This is a genomic window from Marinimicrobium sp. C6131 (assembly GCF_026153455.1).
Classification (GTDB): Bacteria; Pseudomonadota; Gammaproteobacteria; order Pseudomonadales; family Cellvibrionaceae; genus Marinimicrobium.
Genome location: NZ_CP110629.1, coordinates 3,637,781 through 3,660,478, shown reverse-complemented (window position 1 = coordinate 3,660,478; position 22,698 = coordinate 3,637,781). Strand labels below are relative to the sequence as shown.

22 protein-coding genes and 1 pseudogene are annotated in these 22,698 nt (G+C 58.5%); 5 read left to right on the top strand and 18 right to left on the bottom strand.

Features of this window, described 5'->3' with window-relative positions; all coding sequences use genetic code 11:
- Positions 1-261: 261 nt before the first annotated feature.
- Both OOT55_RS15660 and OOT55_RS15655 read right to left on the bottom strand, forming a co-directional pair.
- The gene (locus tag OOT55_RS15660; RefSeq protein ID WP_265366776.1) at positions 262-714 is read right to left on the bottom strand and encodes a hypothetical protein; all 453 of its coding nucleotides are present in this window, start codon (positions 712-714) and stop codon (positions 262-264) included.
- A gap of 343 nt (positions 715-1,057) precedes the next feature.
- Positions 1,058-1,552 (bottom strand): hypothetical protein, encoded by a 495-nt coding sequence (locus OOT55_RS15655; RefSeq protein WP_265366775.1) that lies wholly within the window; start codon positions 1,550-1,552, stop codon positions 1,058-1,060.
- A gap of 13 nt (positions 1,553-1,565) precedes the next feature.
- Here OOT55_RS15655 and OOT55_RS15650 point away from each other — a divergent pair, with 13 nt between their 5' ends.
- Positions 1,566-1,769, top strand: coding sequence for a helix-turn-helix domain-containing protein (locus tag OOT55_RS15650; RefSeq protein ID WP_265366774.1), 204 nt, complete (start codon positions 1,566-1,568; stop codon positions 1,767-1,769).
- 18 nt (positions 1,770-1,787) lie between these two features.
- On the opposite strand, the pseudogene OOT55_RS15645 reads toward OOT55_RS15650, so the two are convergent.
- The 7 genes and pseudogenes from OOT55_RS15645 to OOT55_RS15620 all read right to left on the bottom strand — a co-directional run.
- A pseudogene (locus OOT55_RS15645) lies at positions 1,788-1,958 on the bottom strand (AAC(3)-I family aminoglycoside 3-N-acetyltransferase); the annotation flags it as partial.
- 62 nt (positions 1,959-2,020) lie between these two features.
- Positions 2,021-2,530, bottom strand: a complete 510-nt coding sequence (locus tag OOT55_RS15640; RefSeq protein WP_265366773.1) for a DUF4410 domain-containing protein — start codon at positions 2,528-2,530, stop codon at positions 2,021-2,023.
- Positions 2,531-2,619: 89 nt separating this feature from the next.
- Positions 2,620-2,976, bottom strand: coding sequence for an IS3 family transposase (locus OOT55_RS17875; protein ID WP_416141007.1), 357 nt, complete (start codon positions 2,974-2,976; stop codon positions 2,620-2,622).
- Between the two features lie 41 nt (positions 2,977-3,017).
- Complete coding sequence (locus tag OOT55_RS15635; protein WP_265366772.1) at positions 3,018-3,386, bottom strand: transposase; 369 nt, start codon at positions 3,384-3,386, stop codon at positions 3,018-3,020.
- A gap of 106 nt (positions 3,387-3,492) precedes the next feature.
- The gene (locus tag OOT55_RS15630) at positions 3,493-3,969 is read right to left on the bottom strand and encodes a hypothetical protein (RefSeq protein ID WP_265366771.1); all 477 of its coding nucleotides are present in this window, start codon (positions 3,967-3,969) and stop codon (positions 3,493-3,495) included.
- A gap of 2 nt (positions 3,970-3,971) precedes the next feature.
- Entirely contained in the window at positions 3,972-4,232 is a 261-nt protein-coding gene (locus tag OOT55_RS15625) for a hypothetical protein (RefSeq protein ID WP_265366770.1), read from the bottom strand.
- Between the two features lie 377 nt (positions 4,233-4,609).
- Positions 4,610-7,315 carry a nitrate reductase gene (locus tag OOT55_RS15620; protein WP_265366769.1) on the bottom strand — a complete coding sequence of 902 codons (2,706 nt, stop codon included), beginning with the start codon at positions 7,313-7,315 and terminating at the stop codon, positions 4,610-4,612.
- Positions 7,316-7,761: 446 nt separating this feature from the next.
- Here OOT55_RS15620 and cobA point away from each other — a divergent pair, with 446 nt between their 5' ends.
- The 4 genes from cobA (at position 7,762) to OOT55_RS15600 (ending at position 12,399) form a co-directional block, all read left to right on the top strand.
- Complete coding sequence (cobA, locus tag OOT55_RS15615) at positions 7,762-8,583, top strand: uroporphyrinogen-III C-methyltransferase (RefSeq protein WP_265368841.1); 822 nt, start codon at positions 7,762-7,764, stop codon at positions 8,581-8,583.
- Positions 8,584-8,664: 81 nt separating this feature from the next.
- Positions 8,665-11,208 carry a nitrite reductase large subunit NirB gene (gene nirB, locus OOT55_RS15610; RefSeq protein ID WP_265366768.1) on the top strand — a complete coding sequence of 848 codons (2,544 nt, stop codon included), beginning with the start codon at positions 8,665-8,667 and terminating at the stop codon, positions 11,206-11,208.
- Positions 11,209-11,251: 43 nt separating this feature from the next.
- On the top strand, positions 11,252-11,605 hold the full coding sequence (nirD, locus tag OOT55_RS15605; protein WP_265366767.1) for a nitrite reductase small subunit NirD: 354 nt from the start codon (positions 11,252-11,254) through the stop codon (positions 11,603-11,605).
- 146 nt (positions 11,606-11,751) lie between these two features.
- Positions 11,752-12,399: a flavin reductase family protein gene (locus OOT55_RS15600; RefSeq protein ID WP_265366766.1), complete on the top strand. Its 648-nt coding sequence runs from the start codon at positions 11,752-11,754 to the stop codon at positions 12,397-12,399.
- A gap of 64 nt (positions 12,400-12,463) precedes the next feature.
- On the opposite strand, the gene OOT55_RS15595 is transcribed toward OOT55_RS15600, so the two are convergent.
- From OOT55_RS15595 to OOT55_RS15555, 9 genes are all read right to left on the bottom strand, one after another.
- Complete coding sequence (locus OOT55_RS15595; protein WP_265366765.1) at positions 12,464-13,330, bottom strand: lytic polysaccharide monooxygenase; 867 nt, start codon at positions 13,328-13,330, stop codon at positions 12,464-12,466.
- 287 nt (positions 13,331-13,617) lie between these two features.
- Positions 13,618-14,427 (bottom strand): ATP-grasp domain-containing protein, encoded by an 810-nt coding sequence (locus OOT55_RS15590; protein WP_265366764.1) that lies wholly within the window; start codon positions 14,425-14,427, stop codon positions 13,618-13,620.
- Between the two features lie 96 nt (positions 14,428-14,523).
- Entirely contained in the window at positions 14,524-15,402 is an 879-nt protein-coding gene (locus tag OOT55_RS15585) for an alpha/beta fold hydrolase (protein ID WP_265366763.1), read from the bottom strand.
- Entirely contained in the window at positions 15,399-16,532 is a 1,134-nt protein-coding gene (locus OOT55_RS15580) for a helix-turn-helix transcriptional regulator (RefSeq protein WP_265366762.1), read from the bottom strand. The genes OOT55_RS15585 and OOT55_RS15580 overlap by 4 nt, the downstream gene beginning before the upstream one ends.
- 65 nt (positions 16,533-16,597) lie before the next feature.
- Complete coding sequence (locus OOT55_RS15575; protein ID WP_265366761.1) at positions 16,598-17,860, bottom strand: allantoate amidohydrolase; 1,263 nt, start codon at positions 17,858-17,860, stop codon at positions 16,598-16,600.
- Positions 17,857-19,113 carry a pyridoxal-phosphate-dependent aminotransferase family protein gene (locus OOT55_RS15570; RefSeq protein ID WP_265366760.1) on the bottom strand — a complete coding sequence of 419 codons (1,257 nt, stop codon included), beginning with the start codon at positions 19,111-19,113 and terminating at the stop codon, positions 17,857-17,859. The genes OOT55_RS15575 and OOT55_RS15570 overlap by 4 nt, the downstream gene beginning before the upstream one ends.
- Before the next feature lies 1 nt (position 19,114).
- Complete coding sequence (locus OOT55_RS15565) at positions 19,115-19,939, bottom strand: sulfite exporter TauE/SafE family protein (protein WP_265366759.1); 825 nt, start codon at positions 19,937-19,939, stop codon at positions 19,115-19,117.
- The gene (locus tag OOT55_RS15560; RefSeq protein WP_265366758.1) at positions 19,936-21,516 is read right to left on the bottom strand and encodes a gamma-glutamyltransferase family protein; all 1,581 of its coding nucleotides are present in this window, start codon (positions 21,514-21,516) and stop codon (positions 19,936-19,938) included. Before OOT55_RS15560 ends, OOT55_RS15565 begins: the two co-directional genes overlap by 4 nt.
- Complete coding sequence (locus OOT55_RS15555) at positions 21,513-22,694, bottom strand: amidase (protein ID WP_265366757.1); 1,182 nt, start codon at positions 22,692-22,694, stop codon at positions 21,513-21,515. Before OOT55_RS15555 ends, OOT55_RS15560 begins: the two co-directional genes overlap by 4 nt.
- Positions 22,695-22,698: the final 4 nt, after the last annotated feature.

The window sequence follows — 22,698 nt, the reverse complement described above, 5'->3', positions numbered from 1 at the left end:
TTCTCATCCGCCACTACACTAAAATTCATACCCCGACCCCGTATCTGCCAGATGGGGGAATTAGACATTCCCTACGGTAGAGGCGGTGACCAGAGCCGCCGGCAACAGGCTGATCAGCAATAAGCCGCTTGGCACTACCTCGGAGCCTGAGGGGTAATATCGTCGCAGCGGGGAATACGGACGGGTAGAGGGCGAGGCAGCCGAGTTCCGCAAAGTGCTGCATAGGCTGCCAGTATCAATGGAGTGTGGGGTAAGGAATCATTACCGTCCGATGCTATCGCATCCCTCTTCAAACTTGGCGAAGTAGTACTTACCGTACAATAACCACCGGTAAGTACTCTTTTCGCATACCTTGTAGAACCGACTTTCTGACCACTCAAAAACGACAAGGTGTGCCAGTTGGGGAACAATGATCAGGGCCAAGAAGGACCCGAGCATAACTTGCTTGAATCGCTTCTCGGATCGCGCTGTCTGCGGTCTATCCAAAACGCCTTGCACCAGACCGCCGAGAGACAAGGTCAGAAGCCCAATCCCCACGCCGAGCATATACATGGCGCCCTTGTCGAACGAAAATGTATCAGCGCCGGACAAAGCCCTAGACATCAACTCCATCAGACTGATAAGAAACCACAGCAACGAGCCGATCGCCAACAGCAGGAAAAAACCTACACTCAGAAGTTTCGTAGTCAAGAACGGAGCCGGGCCGATACTCACTGCAGTCGGGGCCTCCCGGAAAGAAACTCATCCATGGTGTTTTTGCCTGCGTCAATCACGATGGTTTTCGCGGAATCGAGCGCATAGTCAATTAAAAGCCAAGCGCCGCCTTATCCTTTATCATTCTCCAACTGTCCTTTATACCCGGACGATTACATCGGGGAGAAGAACGAACTATGGCATCCATTTCTTCGACCGAATTCACAAACACTTCGTGTCGGTTCCCTGAGATCAGCTGTTTAAGTTGTTTCCTATCCTGTTCCGTAAGCATATAAGCTCCTTTTCGTCCCTTTTAACCGAATCATGGAGAATATCACCCGAGCCTCAATTTACAAGCCTGACATCAGGCATTCGTACTACCGCTCGAATCTACCGGATGAATCAAGCGCCTGAGTTTGTCCATCCGTTCACTTAACGTCGTCGCCTGGTTTCGTGCCTGCTGAACGTAAAGAATCAGCGCATCACTTTCGGGGCCGCTGAACATCGGAGAATCGCCAGACGCAGCTATAGCACCCAGTGCGGCACAGAGAAACTCCAAGCCCGCTTCGTGATCCACCAGGTCGTCGTAAATATCCATTAGCTCCAGCGCGACCGTAGCGCCAACCAACTTCTGAGTAAAACTCGCCATAATCACCTCTTCCATGCATCTGTGATCAGTCAAAAAGACAGTATTAACTCGCCACCCCGACGCCGAAACGCTAGGCACACCAGCCCCGCCAGTGCTATCCTCGCCGGTTATTTTATATTCAGAACGCCATATCGCCATTTGGAATTGCAATTTATCACACCAAAAACCATTTGGAAGGCAAAACGCTATTTCAAATGACATTTTTTTCATTTTGGAGGTTTTCTTGATTAAATGTCATTTAGCCCGACTTATGGGTGAGCACAAGCTCAAGATCGCCGATGTCGCCAGGCAGACTGGCCTTAATCGGAACACTATCACACTGCTCTATAAAGAGACGGCACAGAAAGTGGACTTGGACGCTATCGATAAACTCTGCCAGTTATTCGAATGTGAGGTTGGAGATTTACTGGAGTACCAATCCAGATGACCGGGAAACGGTATCGGGCTAGCCCTGATCAACCGGAATATCAAAGTGTAAAACGTCTTCACGGGTACCCAGCTTGCTGTATAGCGCAATAGCCGGCTTGTCTTCCTCTGCGGTATCCGCCTGAACGAAAATCACCTAGGCACCACGACGTTTCGCAGTCGCCATCGACTCATCGATCAAGGCGGTAGCAGTCTGTTTACTAAAAAGAATGTAACATCCAGAGCTCGGATGCGTACAACCCCGAATCCATATCAGGATTCTTGATTTTCCCTGAACTCTATAATAAGTTCTTTAACGATATCTTCCGAGACATTTCCAAATATTTTTTCCCACGCGCCTACCGAATAAGCACCACCTGAATCCACTGTATGCTTAGATGTAATTGAACCGATAATATTTCCTTGAGAATCTTTTATATCACTGTTCACTGCCAATTTAGTTGAACCGTATCCGGGCATCAGCCAGCGCTTAAATGCATCTCCTTTTTCATATTCCATTATTCTACTTACAATGACAATGTTTCCTTTCTCGCTTAGCGAGCTTAGAATCTTATTCTCTCGTAATTGTTTTTCTAGAGCACTTTCAAGCATCCCAGTAATATCTACATCGTACTCATTTCCAGTTTCATTCTTAGTTTCCCCAAGTACAACTTTTGTCTCATCATTTGTCCGATACTCATCATCAATTTGGATGGCTACGTGCGCTGTACCGCAAGCACATAATATAGATGATATAGCCGCTATCAATAGAACTCTTTTCATGAATCTCTCCTAGCCAAATGATTTTCAGAAAACACTTAGTGTAACGCCGTGCTCCTCGGAATGATCTTGTACCACTTTAGTGGACACTTCTAAGCACACAGTTTTTCATACTCAGCTGGTGATTGGTACCCCAGAGCGGAATGCAGCCGCTCACGATTGTAGAAGTCGTGCTGGCCGGGGCGCCAGGCATACAAGCCAGTGGTGGAAGCCTTGATGCCCATTTCCCGCATCAACCGATTGACCCGCCGAACACTGCACGCCAGCCCTTGCTGCCTCAGGTAGCTATGCAGCCTAGGCGTGCCGTAGGCCCTTCTCAGCCCTTGGTGTGCCGTCCGGATGGCCGCCTTCAATACTTGATCATGCTGGTCTCTGACGCTCTCAGGTCGGCATTTCCAGGCGTAGTAGCCGCTTGCGGAAACGCCATACAGATCACACAACTTTCGCACGTTCCTGCAATCACGGTTCTTCTCAATCAATTCGAAGATCTTCACTTTCTCTTTTCGAAGAACCGTTCGGCCTTTTTTAGCAGATCGAGCTCATCATTCCGGTTTTCCAGTTCTCGCTCCAGCTGTTTGATCCGCTTTTCTGCGCTGGTCAGCTTATCTTTTAGCTCTTGAGCCGGATCGGCTCTGTCAGGCCGCCTCTTAGGCGACGGCTTCCTGGGTTTCATGTTTTTATTCTCACGAAGTTCGCCATTCCTGAACTCCATTTGCCAGCGGTAGAGCATCACGGGATGGATCCCTAGAGACTCGGCGACATCTTTGGCCTTAACGTCAGGGTGGCTCGCCAATTTAACGGCTTGCAGCTTGTAAGCCAAGGTGTATCGGTCGTAGTTTTGCTTCTTTGTTTGCCCCATGTTGGACCTCTTTAGTTGACAGAAAATACTGTCCACTAAAGTGATATAAGATCAGGCCGAGTGAAACGAGGTCCGGCGCACGTAGTGCGCGAACTTAATGGCTTTGTTATGCATTGGCCGGGGTATGAATACATTTGGCCAAAGGCAATACAAGTGCCAAGCCGAACATTAGCAGAAGCGATTTCCCTAAAATGAGGGTAGTTGATTGCTGTTCTGTAGCCGCAAGAATAGAAACGAAACCAAATAAACCGCCTGCAATCATAAGAGCACCCCACACACCAACCAAAGGCTTTATTGGTCCCTTTTTTCTAACTAAAGTGACCAATATAGATACTTTTAGAGCTATACCGAGCGAGACAATTACTAGCATTACGGTAGATATTCTGTATTTATCCATAAACAGGAATGGATAGTTTATTGCATCCCATATCAGTATTCCGCACACGACCACCCACAGGAACTTTTTATATAGAGAGGATAAAAACTCAAATCTCATGTCTTTTTCTACCTTATGCATAACGCCGCGCACACCGGCGCGAGCTTGCGAGCGTCCGACAGCCGAAGGCTGTGTAGTGCTGCGCATGGTTACGTTTCTTTGATTTTCTCACGGTATTTCCTGTTGCTTTCTCTAATTAATGAGAATACAGAATAGCCAAAATAGACCGTAAAGATGACACCTAAAAAGAGCGAACCACCTGCCCAGGCAGCAGCTTTTTCAGCAGGCCAGCGCTCTGGCTCTGCGGCACTTAGCCAAGCATAGAAGATAGCCGCTGTGAAAAAGTACACGAGTCCGGGTAGCCCTGATATTACACCAACCCAAAGTATTGCCTTCTTTCCCTTGGTCATAATGACACCCTCCGTTAAGTGGGGATTAGGTGTCTACTTTTTTTGGGGAACTCGGTCCACATAACATTTGTATATCGCGCACGCGCAATATCCCTCCGAGCATTCACTCGAAGAGCTTTTCGCAACTATCTGATATTCGGGTACTTTCATGCTGAACATCCAAGTTGTCAGGGTGAAAAAGCGTGCATGCGCGTTTTTCTGACGGGCGGTGCGCGTTAATTCGCCGCCCGGTTTGGTAATGCATTGAATTTATTGTCTTTTTTATGAGCCACGGTGTGTAAACGAGCGCGCTCGGTTTACAAAGTGTGCCCGATTTTGGCCCGGCTGCCAATATACTGTATGGATTGATCAGAATTTAACCTTCCCTGGTTTCAGGTTCAGGCCGCCTCGTGCGCACTCTCCCTGGCAATGATCTGCTCCAGCTCCGGCAGGCAGGAGCCGCAGCCGGTGCCGGCGGTGGTTTCGGCGCTGAGGGCGTCGACGGTGTCGATGCCTTTTTCGCGGATGGCGCTGCACAGAGTGTTGTAGCCCACCTGTTTGCAGGCGCACACCAGTTTGCCCTGGCTGTGTTGCCGGTCCGGCTTGCCGCTGAGCAGAGCGCGCATGGCGGTAGCGGCGAAGTCGCCTTCGAGCAGATCGCCAAGCCAGTTGAAATCCCGGGTACCGAACTGTTTGGCGACAGAGAATGCGGTATGCAGTTGGCCTTCGCGTACAAAGGCGCGTCGGAATTCGCCGTGCTCGGGATGGCCGAAGGCGAGCTGTTGATCGCCGTCCTGGCACAGACTCTGGAGCTGTTTATCCAGGTCGGTGGCAAGCCGTTCGCTGGCGATACGATAGAGGTAGCCGCCGTTGACCCGACGCATGGCCCAGTAGTCGGCTTCCAGTTCGGGCAGTGGGGTACGGCTGACCAGTAGGGCTTCGGCCTGTTCGTACCAGGGCTGGACCTGAACTGGGGTGTATTTGTTTTCCGGCTGGCCGGAGGTGGGGTCGACGTATTCACCCACCAGGGCGGCCACCCGCGCGCGGCTGGCGTGTACGTCGTTCCAGTGCATGGGCATGAAGACTTCACCCAGGTTGACCTGATCGGTGAGCTGCACGCGCACCCGCGCCTGGCCCTGTCGGCTGGTGACGTCGGCCAGGGCGCCGTCTTTCAGTTGGTAACGCCCGGCATCCTTTGGGTGAATGCTGATAAACGGCTCCGGCAGGTGGCCGCACAGGCGTGAAGCGAGGCCGGTGCGGGTCATGCTGTGCCACTGGTCGCGGATTCGGCCGGTGTTCAGGGTCAGGGGATAGTGGCTATCCACCCCGGTGGCCGGTGCGCGATAGCGTACCGACACGAACCGCCCCCGGCCGGACGGGGTAAAGAACACGCCATCACCAAACAGACGCTGGTCACCGTCGGGCAACGGGGCTTTCGTCGGCAGCGGCCATTGCCGCGGCAGCAGGCTGTCGTAATCATTCAGGGTCAAGTGACTGTAGTGACCCAGATCGAGATCCCGGGTGCCGTTATTGTCGGTGGCGGTCAGGCGGGCGTATTCGCTGAACACTTCGGCTTCGCTGGCGTAGTCGAAGGCGCGCCCGTAGCCCATCTGTTTGGCCACGGCGGCGATGATCCACCAGTCCGGCCTTGCTTCCCCCAGAGGCGGCAGCAAGGCCCGTTGGCGGGAGATGCGCCGCTCGGAGTTGGTGACGGTGCCGGACTTTTCGGCCCAGCCGGCGGCGGGCAGTAGCACGTCGGCGAGGCGCGTGGTGTCGGTGTCTTCAATGCAGTCGGACACCACCACCAGCGGACAGTCCTTCAGGGCCTGTTTGACTTTATCGGCGTTGGGCAGGCTCATGACCGGGTTGGTGGCCATGATCCAGATGGCCTTGATTTTGCCGGAGGCGACGGCGTCGAACATGTCCACCGCTTTCAGGCCGGGACGAGTGGCGAGGTTGTCCGCTTCCCAGAAGTCCCGCACCAATTGCCAGTGCTCCGGGTTGTCAAACTCCATATGGGCCGCCAGCGTGTTCGCCAGACCGCCGACCTCACGGCCACCCATGGCATTGGGCTGGCCGGTGACGGAAAACGGCCCCACGCCCGGCCGCCCGATACGGCCGGTGGCCAGGTGACAATTGATGATGGCATTGACCTTGTCGGTGCCGGCGGTGGACTGATTCACCCCCTGGGAATAGACGGTGACGGTTTTCTCGGTCTGGGCGTACCACTGGAAAAAGGTTTCCAACTGATAGTCGGCGACGCCGAGTTGTTGGGCCAGTGCCGGGCGCTGTCCGGCGTCTTCCATGGCAGCCACCAGGGCTTCGGTAAAATGCTCGGTATGGGCCTGCACAAAATCCTCGTCAATGGCGTTGTGTTGGGCCAGATAACTGAGCAGACCATTGAATAACGCCACATCGGTGCCCGGATGAATGGGCAGATGCAGGTCGGCGATGTCGCAGGTGTCCGTGCGGCGCGGATCGATCACGACCACCTTCATATGAGGGCGCTGCTGTTTGGCGGCCTTGATGCGCTGGAACAATACCGGGTGGCACCACGCGAGATTGGAGCCGGTGAGTACGATCATGTCCGCCTGTTCCAGATCGGTGTAGCAGCCCGGCACCGTATCGCTGCCAAAGGCGCGCTTGTGCCCGGCCACGCTGGAGGACATACACAAGCGGGAATTGGTGTCGATATTGCCGCTGCCGATAAAGCCCTTCATCAGTTTGTTGGCCAGGTAGTAGTCTTCGGTCAGCAGTTGCCCGGACACATAAAAGGCCACCGAGTCCGGGCCGTGCTCGACGATGGTATCCACAAATCCCTGAGCCACGGTCTGCAGCGCGCGATTCCAACTGGTCTGTTCGCCGTGCACTTTCGGGTGGAGCAGTCGACCGGCATCCACCAGGGTTTCCCCCAGCGCCAGGCCTTTGGAACAGAGTCGCCCAAAGTTGGCCGGATGTGTCTCGTCTCCTTCGATCAACACCTTCCGTTCCTCGGTATTCACCGTGGCTTTTATGCCACAGCCAACACCACAGTAGGCACAGGTGGTCTGTACCGTGGACTCGGCTTGGGCGATGGGAATGGGTTCGTACCGATGGACTGTCATGGGTCAACCTGCAATATAGAAAGTGTCTGTTGTCATCACGCCGTCAAGTACTGCAATCGCCACGCCAATTTCTTTTCTTTCTGTTAAATGGTCGCCGCCGGACCGGATTGACCGCGATTCACGCACTCATTCCAGCGGAATATCTGAATGAGCACCGGGATGGCGCACGACGCACCACCACTTGCACACTTTCAACGCAAACTGTCCATCGCACGTCTGCACCGTTTTGCATTATTTCAGCGCACCTTTGCACGGCCTTGGTGCTCGTTTCGCGTGAACTTGTAACGCATAAAAATCCCGCGCCGCGGAATGTGTGCCCGCTAAACGCATGAAAAATAAGGGGTTATGAATTTTTTTATAAGGTTTGTCAGTGAGTGGCACTGTCTTTGCTCTACCCCAACCATGCATTCGTAAAACGATTTTTCAGGGCAGCCGTTATGAACCAGATGAACATTGAACCTTTGATCCCCTCGGCCAAGCCGACCCGCTCGATTCCCGTATCAAACGGGAAAGTATGGCTGGTGGGTGCCGGCCCCGGCGATGCCGAGTTGCTGACCCTGAAAGCACTGCGCGCGATTGAAAGCGCGGACATCATTTTCTACGACCAGTTGGTGAGTGCGGATATTCGCGCGCTGTTTCCGAACGGCACCCCCGCGCTTTATGTCGGCAAATCGAAGAATCATCACAGCATTGCGCAGGACGATCTGAATCAGCGCCTGGTGGACCAGGCGCTGATGGGCAAAACCGTATGCCGCATTAAAGGCGGCGACCCCTTTGTGTTCGGTCGCGGCGGTGAGGAGCTGATGACCCTGCGCCAGGCCGGTGTGAACGCCGAGGTGGTACCGGGCATAACCGCCGCCTCCGGTTGCAGCAGCAGCGCCCATATGCCGTTGACCCATCGCGGTGTGTCCCAGGGCTGCACCCTGGTGACCGGCCACGGCGAAACCGAAGTGACCGCCAATTGGCAAGCGCTGGCGCAATTGAATCACACCCTGGTGTTTTACATGGGCGTAAGTCGCTCGGAAGAAATTGCCGGGCAACTGATGGCGCACGGTTTGAGTGGCGATACGCCAGCCGCGTTTATTGAGAACGGATGCCGGGCGAATCAGCGGGTGTTGACCACCACGCTGGCAGCGTTGGCCGAGACCGCCGAGCGCGACGCGGTGCAATCCCCGGCGTTGATTGTGGTGGGGGATGTGGTTCGGTTGGCGGACCAGTTGGCACCAGAGCAGTTTTTGAGTGAGGCGCAGCAGCGGTCGATTGCGTAGGGTGGATAAGGCCGAAGGCCGTCATCCACCAATACCGGTAAAACCGGAATCAGAATTTTGAGTTTAGTCAGGAGTGGTTTTATGAAACAGCGCATTATTGTGGTCGGCAACGGCATGGTCGGGCATAAGTTTATCGACACTTTATTGAGTGTGGAAAACGCCGGTGACTACGAGATCATCACCTTCTCCGAAGAGCCGCGCCTGGCCTATGACCGGGTCAAGCTGAGCAGCTATTTTGACGGCTCCACAGTCGAGGACCTGGCGCTGACCACCGAGGACGATTACCGTGAACGCGGCGTGGTGTACACCCTGAACGACAAGGTGGTGAGCATCCAGCCGGACGAGCAAACGGTGACTACGGCGAACGGTCGCACCGAGGCCTATGACAAGCTGGTGTTGGCCACGGGTTCCTATCCGTTTGTGCCGCCCATTCCCGGCGGCGATCAGGATCATTGCCTGGTGTACCGCACCATTGAAGATCTGGAAGCCATTACCGCCTCGGCCCAGAACAGCCAGGTGGGCGCGGTCATCGGCGGTGGCCTGCTCGGCCTGGAGGCGGCCAATGCGCTCAAGAACCTGGGCCTGAAAACCCACGTACTGGAATTTTCCAATGGCCTGATGGCCCGCCAACTGGATGAAGGCGGCGGCCAACTGCTGTGTCGGAAAATCGAAAAACTGGGTGTGAGTGTGCACACCGGCAAGAACACCAAGGAAATTATCGAAGGTGAAGAGTGCCGCTACCGGATGAACTTCGCCGATGGCTCGCACCTGGAAACCGATATGGTGATTTTCTCCGCCGGTATTCGCCCGCGGGATGAACTTGCCAAACAGGCGGGCCTGGCGATGGGTGAGCGCGGCGGCATCGCCATCAATAACCACTGCCAGACCTCGGCGGACAACATCTACGCCATTGGCGAATGCGCCCTGTGGAACAACCAGATTTTCGGTCTGGTAGCCCCGGGTTACCAGATGGCCAAAATTGCCGTTGAGCATATTCAGGGCCGCACCGAGCAATCTTTCACCGGCGCCGACATGAGCACCAAGCTGAAACTGCTCGGCGTGGACGTGGGCAGTGTGGGCGATGCTCTGGCGATGACACCCGGCGCCCAGAGCTATACCTACAGCGACGGCGTGGCCGAAGTGTACAAACGCCTGATCGTCTCCGAAGATGGCAAAAAGCTGCTGGGTGCGGTATTGGTGGGCGACACCGACGCCTACGGTACGCTGCAACAGATCTGCGTGAACGGGATGGACCTGCCTGCGTCACCGGAGCAGTTGATTCTGCCCGCCACCGACGGCGAGGCACCGGTGGGCATGGGTGTGGATGCCCTGCCCGACACGGCCCAGATCTGCTCCTGCCACGATGTCACCAAAGGCTCGATTCGCGAAGCGGTGCAGAATGGCTGTACCGACATGGGCGGCATCAAGTCCTGCACCGGCGCCGCCACCGGTTGTGGTGGCTGCGCGGCATTGACCAAGCAGGTGATGGACGCCGAGCTGAGCGCCCTGGGCGTGGAGGTGAACAATCACCTGTGCGAGCACTTCGAGTACAGCCGTCAGGAGTTGGCCGATATTGTCCGCGTCAAGCAGATCAAAACCTTCGACGAGCTGTTGGCGAGTCACGGTAAAGGCCTGGGCTGCGATATCTGTAAGCCCACGGTCGGCTCGATTCTCGCCTCCTTCTGGAACGATTACGTTCTGAAGGAAGAACACCTGGGCCTGCAGGACACCAACGACATTTATCTGGGCAACATGCAGAAGGACGGCACTTACTCCGTGGTGCCCCGAGTGGCCGGGGGCGAAATCACCCCGGAAAAACTGATCGTGCTCGGTGAAGTCGCCAAAGAGTTCAACCTGTACACCAAAATTACCGGTGGTCAGCGGGTGGACCTGTTCGGTGCGCAACTGCACCAGTTGCCGGTCATCTGGAAGAAACTGATCGACGCCGGCTTTGAAACCGGCCACGCCTACGGGAAATCCGTGCGCACGGTGAAATCCTGTGTGGGCAGCACCTGGTGCCGCTACGGGGTGCAGGACAGCGTGGATATGGCCATCGCCATCGAGAACCGCTACAAGGGCCTGCGCGCGCCGCACAAACTCAAGTTCGCCGTGTCCGGCTGTACCCGCGAATGCGCCGAAGCCCAGTCGAAAGACATCGGCGTGATTGCCACGGAAAAAGGCTGGAACCTGTACGTCTGCGGCAACGGCGGCATGCGTCCGCGCCACGCGGACCTGTTCGCCACCGACCTGGACGACGACACGCTGATTCAGTACATCGACCGGATTCTGATGTTCTACATCCGCACCGCCGACCGCTTGCAGCGCACCTCGGTGTGGATGGAGAACCTCGAAGGCGGGCTGGATTACCTGAAAGAAGTGGTGATTGAAGACAAGCTGAGCATCAGCCGGGAACTGGAAGATGACATGACCCGCAACCTGGCCAACTACCAGTGCGAGTGGAAGACCACGCTGGAAGATCCGGAAAAGCTCAAGCGCTTCCGCCACTTCATCAACAGTGACGAGATCGATGACAACCTCGCCTATGTGGCCGAGCGCGGGCAGCGTCGCCCCGCCACCGACGAGGAGCGCAAAAACCGCATTCCGTTGGTGGAAATCCGTTCCTGAAGTTTGTGTTCAATGACCGATTGCCTTTAAGGAGAACATCACCATGAATACCGCCGTCGCCAAGAAAGTGGAACAGACCTGGGTTGAGGTGTGCACCAAATCCGACCTGCAACCCAACAGCGGCCTGTGTGCCCTGATCCATCAGAAACAGGTCGCGATTTTCTACAGCAAGACCCTTGATGAAGTCTTTGCCATCGGCAACTACGACCCGATTGGCAAAGCCAACGTCCTGAGCCGGGGCATTATCGGTTCTCTGGGCGAGCGCACCGTGGTGGCCTCACCGCTGTACAAGGAGCACTACGATCTGCGCACCGGTGAGTGTCTGGAGTCCGACGCGCACTCGGTGCCGGTGTACCCGGTTCGCGTGGAAAACGGCGTAGTCAGTATTCAGATCTGACGCCCGATCCTGCCAAACCACATTTCCCCTTCTTCTTCATTGCTTCATGAAGTTGATCCTTTGGGGTGGCCCCGACCACCCCTTTTTTTTGACCCATTGCCCCTGCCTTGTCGTATAGTGTTTCCACAAGCCACTGTGGAGCGACTATGACCTCTTCCCTGTACTTTGACCGTTCGACCATCGACCAGATGGAGCAGCGCTACCGCGCGCAATTCATCAACTCCCTGGCGGGCTTCAAGAGCGCCAATCTGGTCGGCACCGTGGATCGGGACGGCCACACCAACCTGGCGATCGTCAACTCGGTCATTCACCTGGGGGCCAACCCACCGCTGATGGGTATGGTGACGCGCCCGCGCACGGTGGAACGGCACAGCGTTGAAAATATTCTGGCCACCGGTTACTACACCCTGAATCAGGTGCACGGCGGCATGATCCGCCCGGCCCATCAGACCTCGGCGCGCTACGCACGGGGTCAATCCGAATTCGATGCCACAGGCCTCACGCCCGGCTTCCGCGAAGGTCATCCCGCGCCCTATGTGGAGGAAAGCCGCCTGAAAATCGGACTGAAGTTGCTGGAGTGCAAACACCTGGCCTTCAATAACACCGATTTTATCGTCGGTGAAATCGTCGCGGTGCATGTGGAGCCGAATGTGATTCAACCGGACGGCTATGTGGATATCGAAGCGTTGGACGCGGTCACCATTTCCGGGCTGGACAGCTACCACCGCACCGAACGGCTGGAACGGCTGGCCTACGCCAAGCCCGATCAGCCGCCGCGCGCGCTGGACGACTGATCACAAAAAAACCGCCGGTCGACTACCCCGGCGGTTTTTCTGTTTCCGTACTGAAACGTCTCTCTTACTCGGTACAACCCCCCTGGTCGATCCAGACCGCCCATTCAGAGCTGTTGTCCGCCGGTACTTGTCCCTGGGTCCACCACTTGGCTTCATAACGGTTGTCGTTGTAACGCACCTGATCGTTTGCCAGGTAGACGGTTTCCGAATCCCAGTTGGGAATACCGACACAGGTATTACCGCTGTCGGAAGAGCTGGAACTGCTGGACGATGAGCTCGAAGAACTGGAGCTGCTCGAGCTGCCGCCACTGAACTCCACATCCACACAGGCGTAGAAGGCCTCCGGGCTGTCGGAGCGCTGCCAGATGGCGTACACCACATGCTTGCCGGTGCGGTTGGGCAGGCTGACGGTGTGGCTCGGGTACGTCTCACCCGGCTTGGGGTCGGTTTCCATCAGATATTCCAGGTCACTCCAGGCCAGCGGCTGGGTGGGATCGTACCCCTCTTTGGTGATGTAGTAGCGATAGTACAGCGACTTGTGCGGCGCCGAGTTATACCAGGTGAAGGTCTGGGAGCCGGACACGGGCGTGGCCTCCCAGTCGGCACGCGCCAGATCCATGCCGCCGAAGGTGCCGGGGTCGCCGCCGCTGCACAGTTGCCCATCGGGCACGACCGACTGATGGTCGCCATCGGCCGCACCCTGGCGAATCCCGTTCCAGTCATAAATCTGCTGGGTGCCGCTTTCGGCAATGGCGGCCGCGCAGGCGGCGGAGCTCGGGTTCTGGCCCTGCTCCTTACAGTTCCAGATCCGGCTTTCTGGAGCGGTGATGGTCCCGTGGGCATTGGCCCACTGGGGGGCGGCCGCCGCCGCGAGAGTCAGGCACCCGACGCTGAATGCTTTGGTGAGATGGTTAAACCACTGAGTCTTCATTGTTATTTACCCCTTTCGTGGTGTGAATTTGAATAGACGCAGGCCTTTCGGATCGCAACCGGTCGGTTTTGATTCGGAAGGCAAAAGGGATAAAAGCACATTAGATAGTTTCTTACAAATATATAAATATTATTTGTTATTTACTATCAAGGCGCGACCATGACGGATAATTCATCAGAATGGGGATGATTGCGGAAATCATCACACTTTATGCGGCGTTTTAACAATGAAATGAAATAGAAGGAAAGCGGCGTTATTTGAAGATTGTATAATCTGGCGGCCTGTTTTCAGGCCGCTACCGGCTCGGGTGGACGGTTGGGATCATCATTCTGGACGGATTGACGATCCAGGTAACCCAGTATTGCCTCGCGCAGACGCTGGCCACCGCCCGGAATGCCCTGGTTGCCGAACAGGCGGTTGAATTCCAGCAGGTAGGGATGATCGCCCACCAGAGCGATATCAAACCCGGCGTGATCCACCCCCAGCTTGCGGGCCACCGTCAACGCCAGATCGGTCACCACCGCCGGCACGGGGCTGTAATCCACGCTTCCACCACGGGCCACATTGTTATGGAAGCTGAACCCGGATTGCAGCCGCCAGTAGGCCGCCAGCACCTGATCCCCCACAACCACCACCCGCACATCCCGATCGATGGGCAGCCACTCCTGCACATAGAGGGTGTCGGTTCGCTCAAGGTACTCGCGCCACTGCTCCCGTTCCTCGATCAACCACACGCCCTCCCCCATACTGCTTTTGGGGAGCTTGGCGACGAACGGGTGGGTCATCTCCTGCCACAACTCATGGGCATTGTCCGGCGTATTCGCGCGAATGTGGGTCACCGGTGCATGAGCCGGTGCCACGGCCTGAAACGCCCGGGTCATTTCAATTTTGTTGTGCCCCAGCAGATAGCTGGCCTGGCTGGGAAATACCCGGCAACCCATGCCGTAGATCAACGCATTGACCTGCCAGTACTCGGGAAACAGTACCCACTCGGCCGCGCTCAGCTCGGACTGATGACGGAACAGGTGATCGGGTTTGAAATGGCGGGTATCGGGAAACCCCAGGGTGCGAAACACATCGAAACTGGCGAAACGCATGGCAAAGACTCAGAGAAACGGCGAGCCGCGGAGGACGCGAATTTTGCCCTCAAAGTGTCGCCTTTGACAAGCGGTTTCATCGCCCGTTCGGTGCCTTTATTCCCGGACTTCGTTGAGCATCCAGTCGGCCCATAAAGTCGGCGCGCCGGGCCCCAACAAAGGGGAGTAATGCCCCTGCCCCGGCAAGACAACAGCCTCGCTCTGCGGGAAGCTTCGATGGAAAGCCTCCAGATGACGCACCGTCAACAGCTGATCACTGTCGCCATGAAGAAAACACACCGAGGCCGGCAGCGTTCCGAGCTCGTAGCCCCGGGGCGACACCATCAACTGCAACTCACGGGCAAGGGCCGACGCCGATGTGACGGCCCCGTGTCGGGTGGCTTGTGCCATGGTCTGCGCGAACCGGTGCTTTGTGTCGGACTGATCCAGGACCGCAAGATCTTCCGCTGACAGACTGCTGCGCATCGCGTCCTGCAAGGTCGGCCCATTACCGGTCAGCGCGGTGAGAGACTCGGCGAGCTGCTCCGGATTGTCCCGGGCGCCCTGCCAGGCACCGGCGGTCAGTTCCGCCGCCTCCCGATCGGGATCGTTCAGCCAGTGAAGCGCCGGGGCACCGACCGACACCACCCGGGCAACCCGCGCTCCGATCCGCCCGGCGCAGGCAAGAGCAAACAGACCACCCGCCGAAAAACCCAACAAGCGGATTGTCGATACGGATCGGGCATCGGCGATCGCGCTGATATCGTCGGCCAGCATGGCCAGGGTATAGTCGGGACAGGGCGTGGAACCCCCGAAGCCCGGTCGATCAAAAGACAACAGACGCACCCGCCCCGCCAGGGGCTCGGGCAACCAGGCCTCATCCGCGGCCCCCGGCAGCCCGTGCAAGTACATCCATGCCGGCGCGTCGGGTTCCCCCTGTTCCAGCAGACGCAGCCGTCGCCCATCCGGTCGGTCGATAAAGCTCTCGATCGTCAAAGCGGCTCCCCATCCGATGGCAGGGCCGCGCACACCATCAACAGCTTGCGGATCAATTGCACCTGGCGGGTGACGCCGACTTTGCGCATGACCGATTTCAACTGCGCCCGCACGGTATGAATGGACAGACTCAGGCTGGTGCTGATTTCGGACAGTTCATAGCCTCGCAACAGTTCCCCCAGCAGACGAATTTCCGCCTGGGTCAGGCCATAGAGTGTGCGAAGCCGCTGCGCGTTGGGTTTGACCGGCCGCTCCGGGTCCAGCAGAAACACCAGCAGCGCCTCCTGCTCGGGACCCATGAGGGCCCGGGCGCAAGGCCGGCGGTACTGCATGGCCACCAACGTCGCGCCGGTTTGCCCAATGGGGAGCACATCGGCGCTGATTTCGCCACGGCTCACCCGATCACAGACGGATCGCCACCGGGACTCTTCCATGGCATTGCGCAACTGCAGGCGTTCATTCGCCATTCCAAGGCCATAGACATTCGTCTGGATGGCCTCTTCAGCCACGGCATTGAGCCACTGACAGCGTCGCTGTCGATCTACCAGCCACACACCATAAGGCAGACAATCCAGCGCGGCTCTCGCCTGCCCCAGCGCGACTTCAAACTCCCCCAATAATTGCATCATGCGGGCGGCGCGTTTCAGGTGGGGATAAAAAACATCCAGCTCGCGCCGCTCCGAGCGGGAAAAAGGTCCGGCACTACGGGGACGATGAACGCCGATATGCGCGGCCCGGGACGCCTGACGCTCGAACTGGGCGCCCATGGCATAAAAGTTACCGTTGGGACGGAACACCGCCTGGTAGTGAGCGCTGCGCTCAAACTCGCGATCGGAAACAATCTCGTGACTGGCCAGCGTGGTGCCCAACGGCGCCGCCGACAGCGCGTCCCGAAACAGGTCGACCGCCACGGATTCTTCCATGTAGCGGCGATTGGCTTCGGGATCGAACCCCTGGGTGAAAGAGGTGTACACCATTGGCTTTTCGATATCGGTGATACGCAGGGAGGCGGTCCCACCATTGAACCGGGCGGCCAATTGACCGAGAAACCGGGGCCACCGCTCCGGGTTCATCGCGCCGTCATAGAGGCTTTCAAACAAGTCCGGGGCTGTGGGCTTGGCAGAGGGCACCGCTGACTCCTGAGGGCCAAAGAACTGTGTGCTTCGCCTCATTAAAGCACAGGCGGTCGCGGGTTTCATCCCGATCTTCCCAAGCGAAGTAGTGTTTGGACCAGAGTTGCTATTGCGGGAATCAGATCCGCTTGCGCAATGGACTCGTCTGGATGATGACTGATACCACCTTTGCAGCGCAGAAAATACATCGCGCAATCAGTAATTTCCGCCATGGCCATTGCATCGTGCCCCGCCCCACTCATCAAACGCAACGCCTTAAGATTGAGGTCTGACAGCACGGAGCACTGTAATTGTTGCCACCACTCAGCACAGTCAACTGAAGGAGCATTATGGATTTCCCGCCACTGAGAGCTCAACTCCCGGAGCGTTTCAATATGCTTTAATTGGTCGCGAATGATCGTCAACGCGTGATCGCGAAGGCGATCATCTGCGGAGCGGATATCCAATGACAGGTTCACTGCGCCAGGAATAACATTGACACCACCGGGTAACACCTCACACCGTCCCACAGTGGCAACAACCCCCACCTCCCGGGCCACTCTCTCGGCTACAAGAATAAATTCTGCCGCACCAACCAAAGCATCACGCCGCATATTCATTGGCACGGTGCCTGCGTGACCTGCATGACCAATCAGTTCAATATCAAAACGGCGAGCACCAGCGATGGCTGTGACCACCCCCAAGGGTTCGTCCCGTTGTTCAAGCACCGGCCCCTGTTCGATGTGGAGCTCCAGATAGCCCAGTAAACCCTGCGACGAGCGGGTTGCCTCACCAATTTTCGCCGGGTTCAAACCGAACCGTTCAAAGGCCGAGCGCAGAGAGACGCCTTCTGCGTCAGTCAACTCCCACCAAGAATCCTGCCAAGTGCCGGCGACGGCACGGCTACCCAACAAGGTGGTGCCAAAACGCGCCCCTTCCTCATCACCAAAACCGACAATATCAATATGGAAAGGCAGCCGTACCTTGGCCGCTCGCAACTGCTCGACGGCGGAAAGTGCAGTCAGCACTCCCAGCATACCGTCGTAGCGACCGGCATTGGGCACGGTGTCCAGATGGGAACCCACAATCAACGCTTGGGTCGCAGCCGGCTCGGCGGCGGCGTAGCGACCCCACAGATTGCCGGCGGCATCCTCCCAGGTCTCCAGACCCGCTGCTCTCATCCATCCCGCCACCTGATCGTTGGCCTTGCGGTGTTCAGGCGTCAGATAAAAACGGCTTAGGCAGTCGGGATCCGAACTGATGCCAGCCAATTCGTCACAGCGGGTCATCAGGCGAGCGGCCGGCTCGGCCAGAGCCTCTTCCGAGAGATTCAGATCGACGCTCATAAGCCCTCCTCGGTGTATATTTCCAGCGCACAATCGGTTCCGGCACCAGCGGTAAGTGAGTGCCTACACCGGCGAAGCACCGCTTCCAGCGAAGCCAGAGTCTGCAGTACGGCGTCTTTACGAGCGTTATAGCCCATGGTGCCAATGCGCCAGATTTTGCCGCGCAGAGGGCCAAAAGAGGTACCGATTTCAATACCGAAGTCGTTCAGCATGGCCTGCCGTACCAACTCTCCAGGAATACCACCGGGGATATAAACACCCACGACGTTGTGCATTTTGTTCGCCTGATCGCCAAACAGTGTGAGATTCATAGCAGCCAGCCCCTCGGCCATGGCGCGACCGTGAATGCGGTGGCGCTCAATGGCCACCTCGACGCCCTCTTCCAGCAGAATGCGGGCGCACTCCCGGGCGCCGTAGAGCATGGTGGTGGCTTCGGTGTGGTGGTTGAGTCGCTCTTCTCCCCAGTAATCCATGATCATGCCCAGATCGAAATAGTTGGAGGGAATGCGCGGACCTTGACCGTCCCTGTGGTGTTCGCTGCGAATCCCCGCCTCCACATGTTTGCGGCGGCGAATGATGTCCACGGCTCTTGGACTCAGCGTCAGGGGCGCGCTGCCCGACGGTCCGCAGAGGCATTTTTGCAGGCCTACCGATACCGCATCCAGGCCCCAGTCATCGGTGCGGAAGGGGTTACCGCCAATGGAGGCGGTAGCGTCGGAATAGAACAGAACTCCGTGCTCGCGACAAATCGCGCCCAGCGCTTCCAACGGCTGCAGCATTGTGGTGGAGGTATCGCCCTGCACCACGGCGAGCACTTTGGGCCGTACTTCGCGGATGGCGGTTTCAATCTCCTCCGGGGTAAAAACCTGGCCCCACTCCTTCTCAAGGGTGTGCACCTCGGCCCCACAACGCTCGGCAATCTCGGTGAGCAGGTGACCGAAGCGGCCAAAGATGGGCACCAACACTCTGTCCCCGGGCTCGAGCAACGACACCAGCACCGCTTCGATGCCCGCCCGCGAGGTGCCGTCCACCAGAAAGGTCCATTCATTATCGGTCTCGAACACCGCCCGGTACAGGGCCATGGTCTCATTCATGCACCGGGTCATGGCCGGATCGTACTGGCCCACCAACTGCGCGGACATGGCGCGCAGCACCCGCGGGTCCACGGTAATCGGGCCCGGGCCCATCAACAGGCGGGGGGGGGGAGAGAAGGGCCGCATCAGATTGGAGGCGGGTTGAAGCGTTTCGGACATATCACACTCCCATAGTCTGCATCAGCATGCGTGCGCCACTGATGCACAGAAAGATAGCGAACACGCGTTTGAGCCAAAGCGCGTTCAGTTTGGAGCCCAACCAGGTACCGATCGGCGCAAGCAGGACCGTTAAGGGTACAATCGCGGCAAAACCGGCAAGGTTGACCAGTCCGACCATGCCGGCGGGGGCACCCGCGGGCGTCTGGGCCAGCAGCATGGCGGTGGCGCCCGGCAGGGCGATCAGAAGGCCGAAGAAGGAGGCGGTGCCCACGGCGCGGTGCGGGGCGACGTTGCAGGCGGCGAGCATGGGTACGCCCAGGGTGCCCCCACCGATACCGATCATCACCGAGAAGTAGCCGATGGCGCCGGCCATTACCCCCTGCCCCGGCAGGCCGGGAAGCGACTCGGACACTGGCGGTGCCTTGGGGCGAAAGAGCATATTGGCGGCCACCAGGAGGGCGATAACGCCAAACACACCGCTGATGACCTGGCCATTGACCACCAGGGCCGTGGCGCTCCCGGCAATGACACCGAGCACCATAAAAGGCCACCAGCGCTTGATCAGCGCCCAGTCGACATTGCCCCGCCGATGGTGGGAGCGAACCGAGGACACACTAGTGGGAACGATGACCAACAAGGAAGTCCCGGTCGCCACGCGAATGGCTACATCGGGGTCAATGCCCAGCCCCTGCAACACGAAATACAGCACTGGCACGATGACGATGCCGCCACCCACCCCGAGAAGACCGGCGAGCACCCCGGCAAGCGCTCCGGTGGCCAGCATGGCCACAAGAGTCGGCAACCATTCATTGAGAAACGCACTCATCGCGCGGACCTCCCTACCAGGCCGGCGCCGTCGCTGCGCGGATCGCTGGCGGCGTTGACCAAACCGCCATTTAGCGCGACCACTGCGCCAGCGTGTCCCATCATTTCACTGTGTGACGGCACGGTGCGGGTTCGGTGCCCCATACGGGCCAACTCATCACCCACCCAGTCCGCCAGGTCGGCTTCCAGTTTGAGGGCGTCATCGGTCTCGCCCCAGGTTCTGCCCAGCAGCCAGCGACCACGATTGATGGCTTCGTCCAGGGGCAGGCCGTCGTACCAGTAGCGGGTCAGCAGCGCCGCTTGGGTCTGCGGCTGGCCTTCCCCGCCCATGGTGCCGTAGGCCATGCGTCGGCCGTCGTTGAACAGGGCCAACGCAGGGTTGAGCGTGTGCAGAGGGCGAGCGCCAGGGCGCAGGGCATTGTGGTGGTCCGGGTCCAGCCGGAAACTCAGGCCCCGGTTGTTCCACACCAGGCCGGTGCCGGGAATCACCACACCGGAGCCGAACTCCCAGTAGAGGCTCTGGATAAAACTGACCATGGTGCCGCGCCGATCCACGCAGCCCATCCAGACGGTGTCACCTTGCTCGGCGACCCGGGGCCAGGGCGAGGCGGTATCGCCAACGCGTCCCGCCAACTCGTTCAACGTCTGGTTCGCCAGCCACCGTTGGCCGAGCTGGCGCATGTAGCGCGGGTCGGTAATTTCCCGATCCCGGATCAGGAAGGCCTGCTTGGTGGCCTCCACCAGGGTGTGAATCTTTTGGGCTTCCGACCAGTCGTCGCGATAGAGGCGGTCGTAGAGCGCCAGGATGATCAGCGAGGCCAACCCCTGGGTGGGTGCCGGCAGGTTGTAACATTCGCCGAAGCGGGTGGTGACCGACAGCGGCCTCACCAGCTTGGCGTGGTAGTTCTCGAAATCCGACAGGCGCAACGGACTGCCCGCCGCTTCCAGCGCGGCCGCGAGTTCCCCGGCGATCTCGCCCCGATAAAAGCTTTTCAGTCCCTGGCGGGCGAGGCGGTCGAGAAAGTCCCCCAGCTCCGGGTTGCGCAGCGTATCACCCACCTTGAGCGGCGCTCCCTTTCGGGTAAAGAGCCACTGGTATTCGGCTTCCGCCTGAAGTTCGGTCGACACCTTGCGGCTGGCGGCGGCCAGAGACTCGGTGACCCGAACGCCCTCACGCGCCAGAGTGGCGGCCGGCGCCAGCAACTCTTTCAGCGGCTTCAGGTGGCGGGTTTCGCCGATCAGCTCCCGAGCCCGCTGCCAGCCGGACAGGGTACCGGCCATGGTCAGGGTCGACGGAGCCCCGCGCGGAGGTATGGCCTCCAGCCCCTGTTCCCGGTAGTAATCAATGCTGGCCCGTTCGGCGGCGGTACCACAGGCGTCGATGGCCCGGGGGGCGTGGCCCGGTTCATGAATCAACCAGAAGCCATCGCCAGCCAGGCTGTTCATATGGGGGTAGAGCACACTGATGGCGGCGGCCCCCGCGATCATGGCATCCACCGCGTTGCCGCCGTCTTCCAACACTTTCAGGCCGATATTTGCCGCCTCGCGGTGGGGAGCGCTGAACGCCACTTCAGTCATGAGCGGATCTCCGTCAGGGTGTGTGCCAGTTCGAGCAGCACCTTGTCGTGCCGGTGCGCGCCCAGCAGAGAAACGCCCATGGGCGCCCCGTCGCGGGAGAGCACCGGCAGGTGCAACTGCGGCAGACTGCACAGCCCCGCCGGGGCCGTCAGGCTCATCAATTGGCTGCGATAGACCGCGATCCGGTCACTGGCGGCGTCAAGCCTTGGAGCGGGCCCGGGCGTGGTGGGCATCAGCACCGCCTCCACGCCTTCAAACCAACTGGCGATGGTGGCGCACAGTTGTACCCGGTCGCGCTCGGCGGCGAGCTCATCGGCCTCGGTCAAACCCCGGCTCCATTGCAGACGCGCCTGTATGTCCGGGGCGAACACCGGTTTGCACTCGGTGATCCAGCGGCCGTGGGTACGCCAGATTTCCCGCCCCTGCAGGGTTCGGAAACACTCGCTGGCGTGGTTGAACCAATCCCCGTTCACGTCAATTCGCCGAAGAATCACCGCCGAAGTGCCGAGGGACTGAAGCCAGGCATCATGCTCTTCGCTCCAGAGCGGTTGATCGCCCTGCTCCGGCACCAGTACCGCCAGCGTGATCGGGCCGCTGGCGGTTCGGCTCGGCATATCCTCCGGCAACAAAACCTCACCGACCCGTTTGAGCAAGGCAAGGGTGTTCGTCATCCAGCCCGCGGTGTCGAAGCGCGGGGCCAGTGGCACGGTCTCCTCCAGACTCAGCTCGCCGTGGGTGGGCCTCAGACCGAACAGGCCGTTGTAGCTCGCGGGCACACGGATGGACCCCCCCGTGTCGGTGCCCAGGCCGATATCCGCCTCGCCAGCGGCCACCACCACGGCTGAACCGGAACTGGAGCCGCCGGGCAGGCGATTCTTGGCTTTTGGGTTCATGGGCGTGCCGTAATGAATGTTCTGACCATTGAGGCTGTAAGCCAGCTCATCGGTCAGGGTTTTGCCCACCAGTTCGGCGCCAGCGTCCAACAGTCGCGCGACCACCGGTGCGGTGCGGGTGGGCAACGGATGGCTGGCGAGCCAGTCCGGGTTGCCGGCGCCCGTGGGCAGACCGGCGACATGGAACAGGTCCTTGACCGCCAGCCGCAGCCCCGACAGAGGGCCGCCGCCGACGGTGAAGACGGCCCGTTTTTCGGGCCGCCAGGTATATGCACACGGGTCCATAGGC

Coding starts and splice junctions, on each gene's coding strand:
- nirD (WP_265366767.1), top strand. CDS start 11,252: ATGAATACCGCCGTCGCCAAGAAAGTGGAACAGACCTGGGTTGAGGTG.
- OOT55_RS15560 (WP_265366758.1), bottom strand. CDS start 21,516: ATGACTGAAGTGGCGTTCAGCGCTCCCCACCGCGAGGCGGCAAATATC.
- OOT55_RS15595 (WP_265366765.1), bottom strand. CDS start 13,330: ATGAAGACTCAGTGGTTTAACCATCTCACCAAAGCATTCAGCGTCGGG.
- OOT55_RS15600 (WP_265366766.1), top strand. CDS start 11,752: ATGACCTCTTCCCTGTACTTTGACCGTTCGACCATCGACCAGATGGAG.
- OOT55_RS15630 (WP_265366771.1), bottom strand. CDS start 3,969: ATGCGCAGCACTACACAGCCTTCGGCTGTCGGACGCTCGCAAGCTCGC.
- OOT55_RS15570 (WP_265366760.1), bottom strand. CDS start 19,113: ATGTCCGAAACGCTTCAACCCGCCTCCAATCTGATGCGGCCCTTCTCT.
- OOT55_RS15575 (WP_265366761.1), bottom strand. CDS start 17,860: ATGAGCGTCGATCTGAATCTCTCGGAAGAGGCTCTGGCCGAGCCGGCC.
- OOT55_RS15655 (WP_265366775.1), bottom strand. CDS start 1,552: ATGAAAAAAATGTCATTTGAAATAGCGTTTTGCCTTCCAAATGGTTTT.
- OOT55_RS15640 (WP_265366773.1), bottom strand. CDS start 2,530: ATGAAAAGAGTTCTATTGATAGCGGCTATATCATCTATATTATGTGCT.
- OOT55_RS15625 (WP_265366770.1), bottom strand. CDS start 4,232: ATGACCAAGGGAAAGAAGGCAATACTTTGGGTTGGTGTAATATCAGGG.
- cobA (WP_265368841.1), top strand. CDS start 7,762: ATGAACATTGAACCTTTGATCCCCTCGGCCAAGCCGACCCGCTCGATT.
- OOT55_RS15555 (WP_265366757.1), bottom strand. CDS start 22,694: ATGGACCCGTGTGCATATACCTGGCGGCCCGAAAAACGGGCCGTCTTC.
- OOT55_RS15635 (WP_265366772.1), bottom strand. CDS start 3,386: ATGGGGCAAACAAAGAAGCAAAACTACGACCGATACACCTTGGCTTAC.
- OOT55_RS15565 (WP_265366759.1), bottom strand. CDS start 19,939: ATGAGTGCGTTTCTCAATGAATGGTTGCCGACTCTTGTGGCCATGCTG.
- OOT55_RS15620 (WP_265366769.1), bottom strand. CDS start 7,315: ATGACAGTCCATCGGTACGAACCCATTCCCATCGCCCAAGCCGAGTCC.
- nirB (WP_265366768.1), top strand. CDS start 8,665: ATGAAACAGCGCATTATTGTGGTCGGCAACGGCATGGTCGGGCATAAG.
- OOT55_RS15590 (WP_265366764.1), bottom strand. CDS start 14,427: ATGCGTTTCGCCAGTTTCGATGTGTTTCGCACCCTGGGGTTTCCCGAT.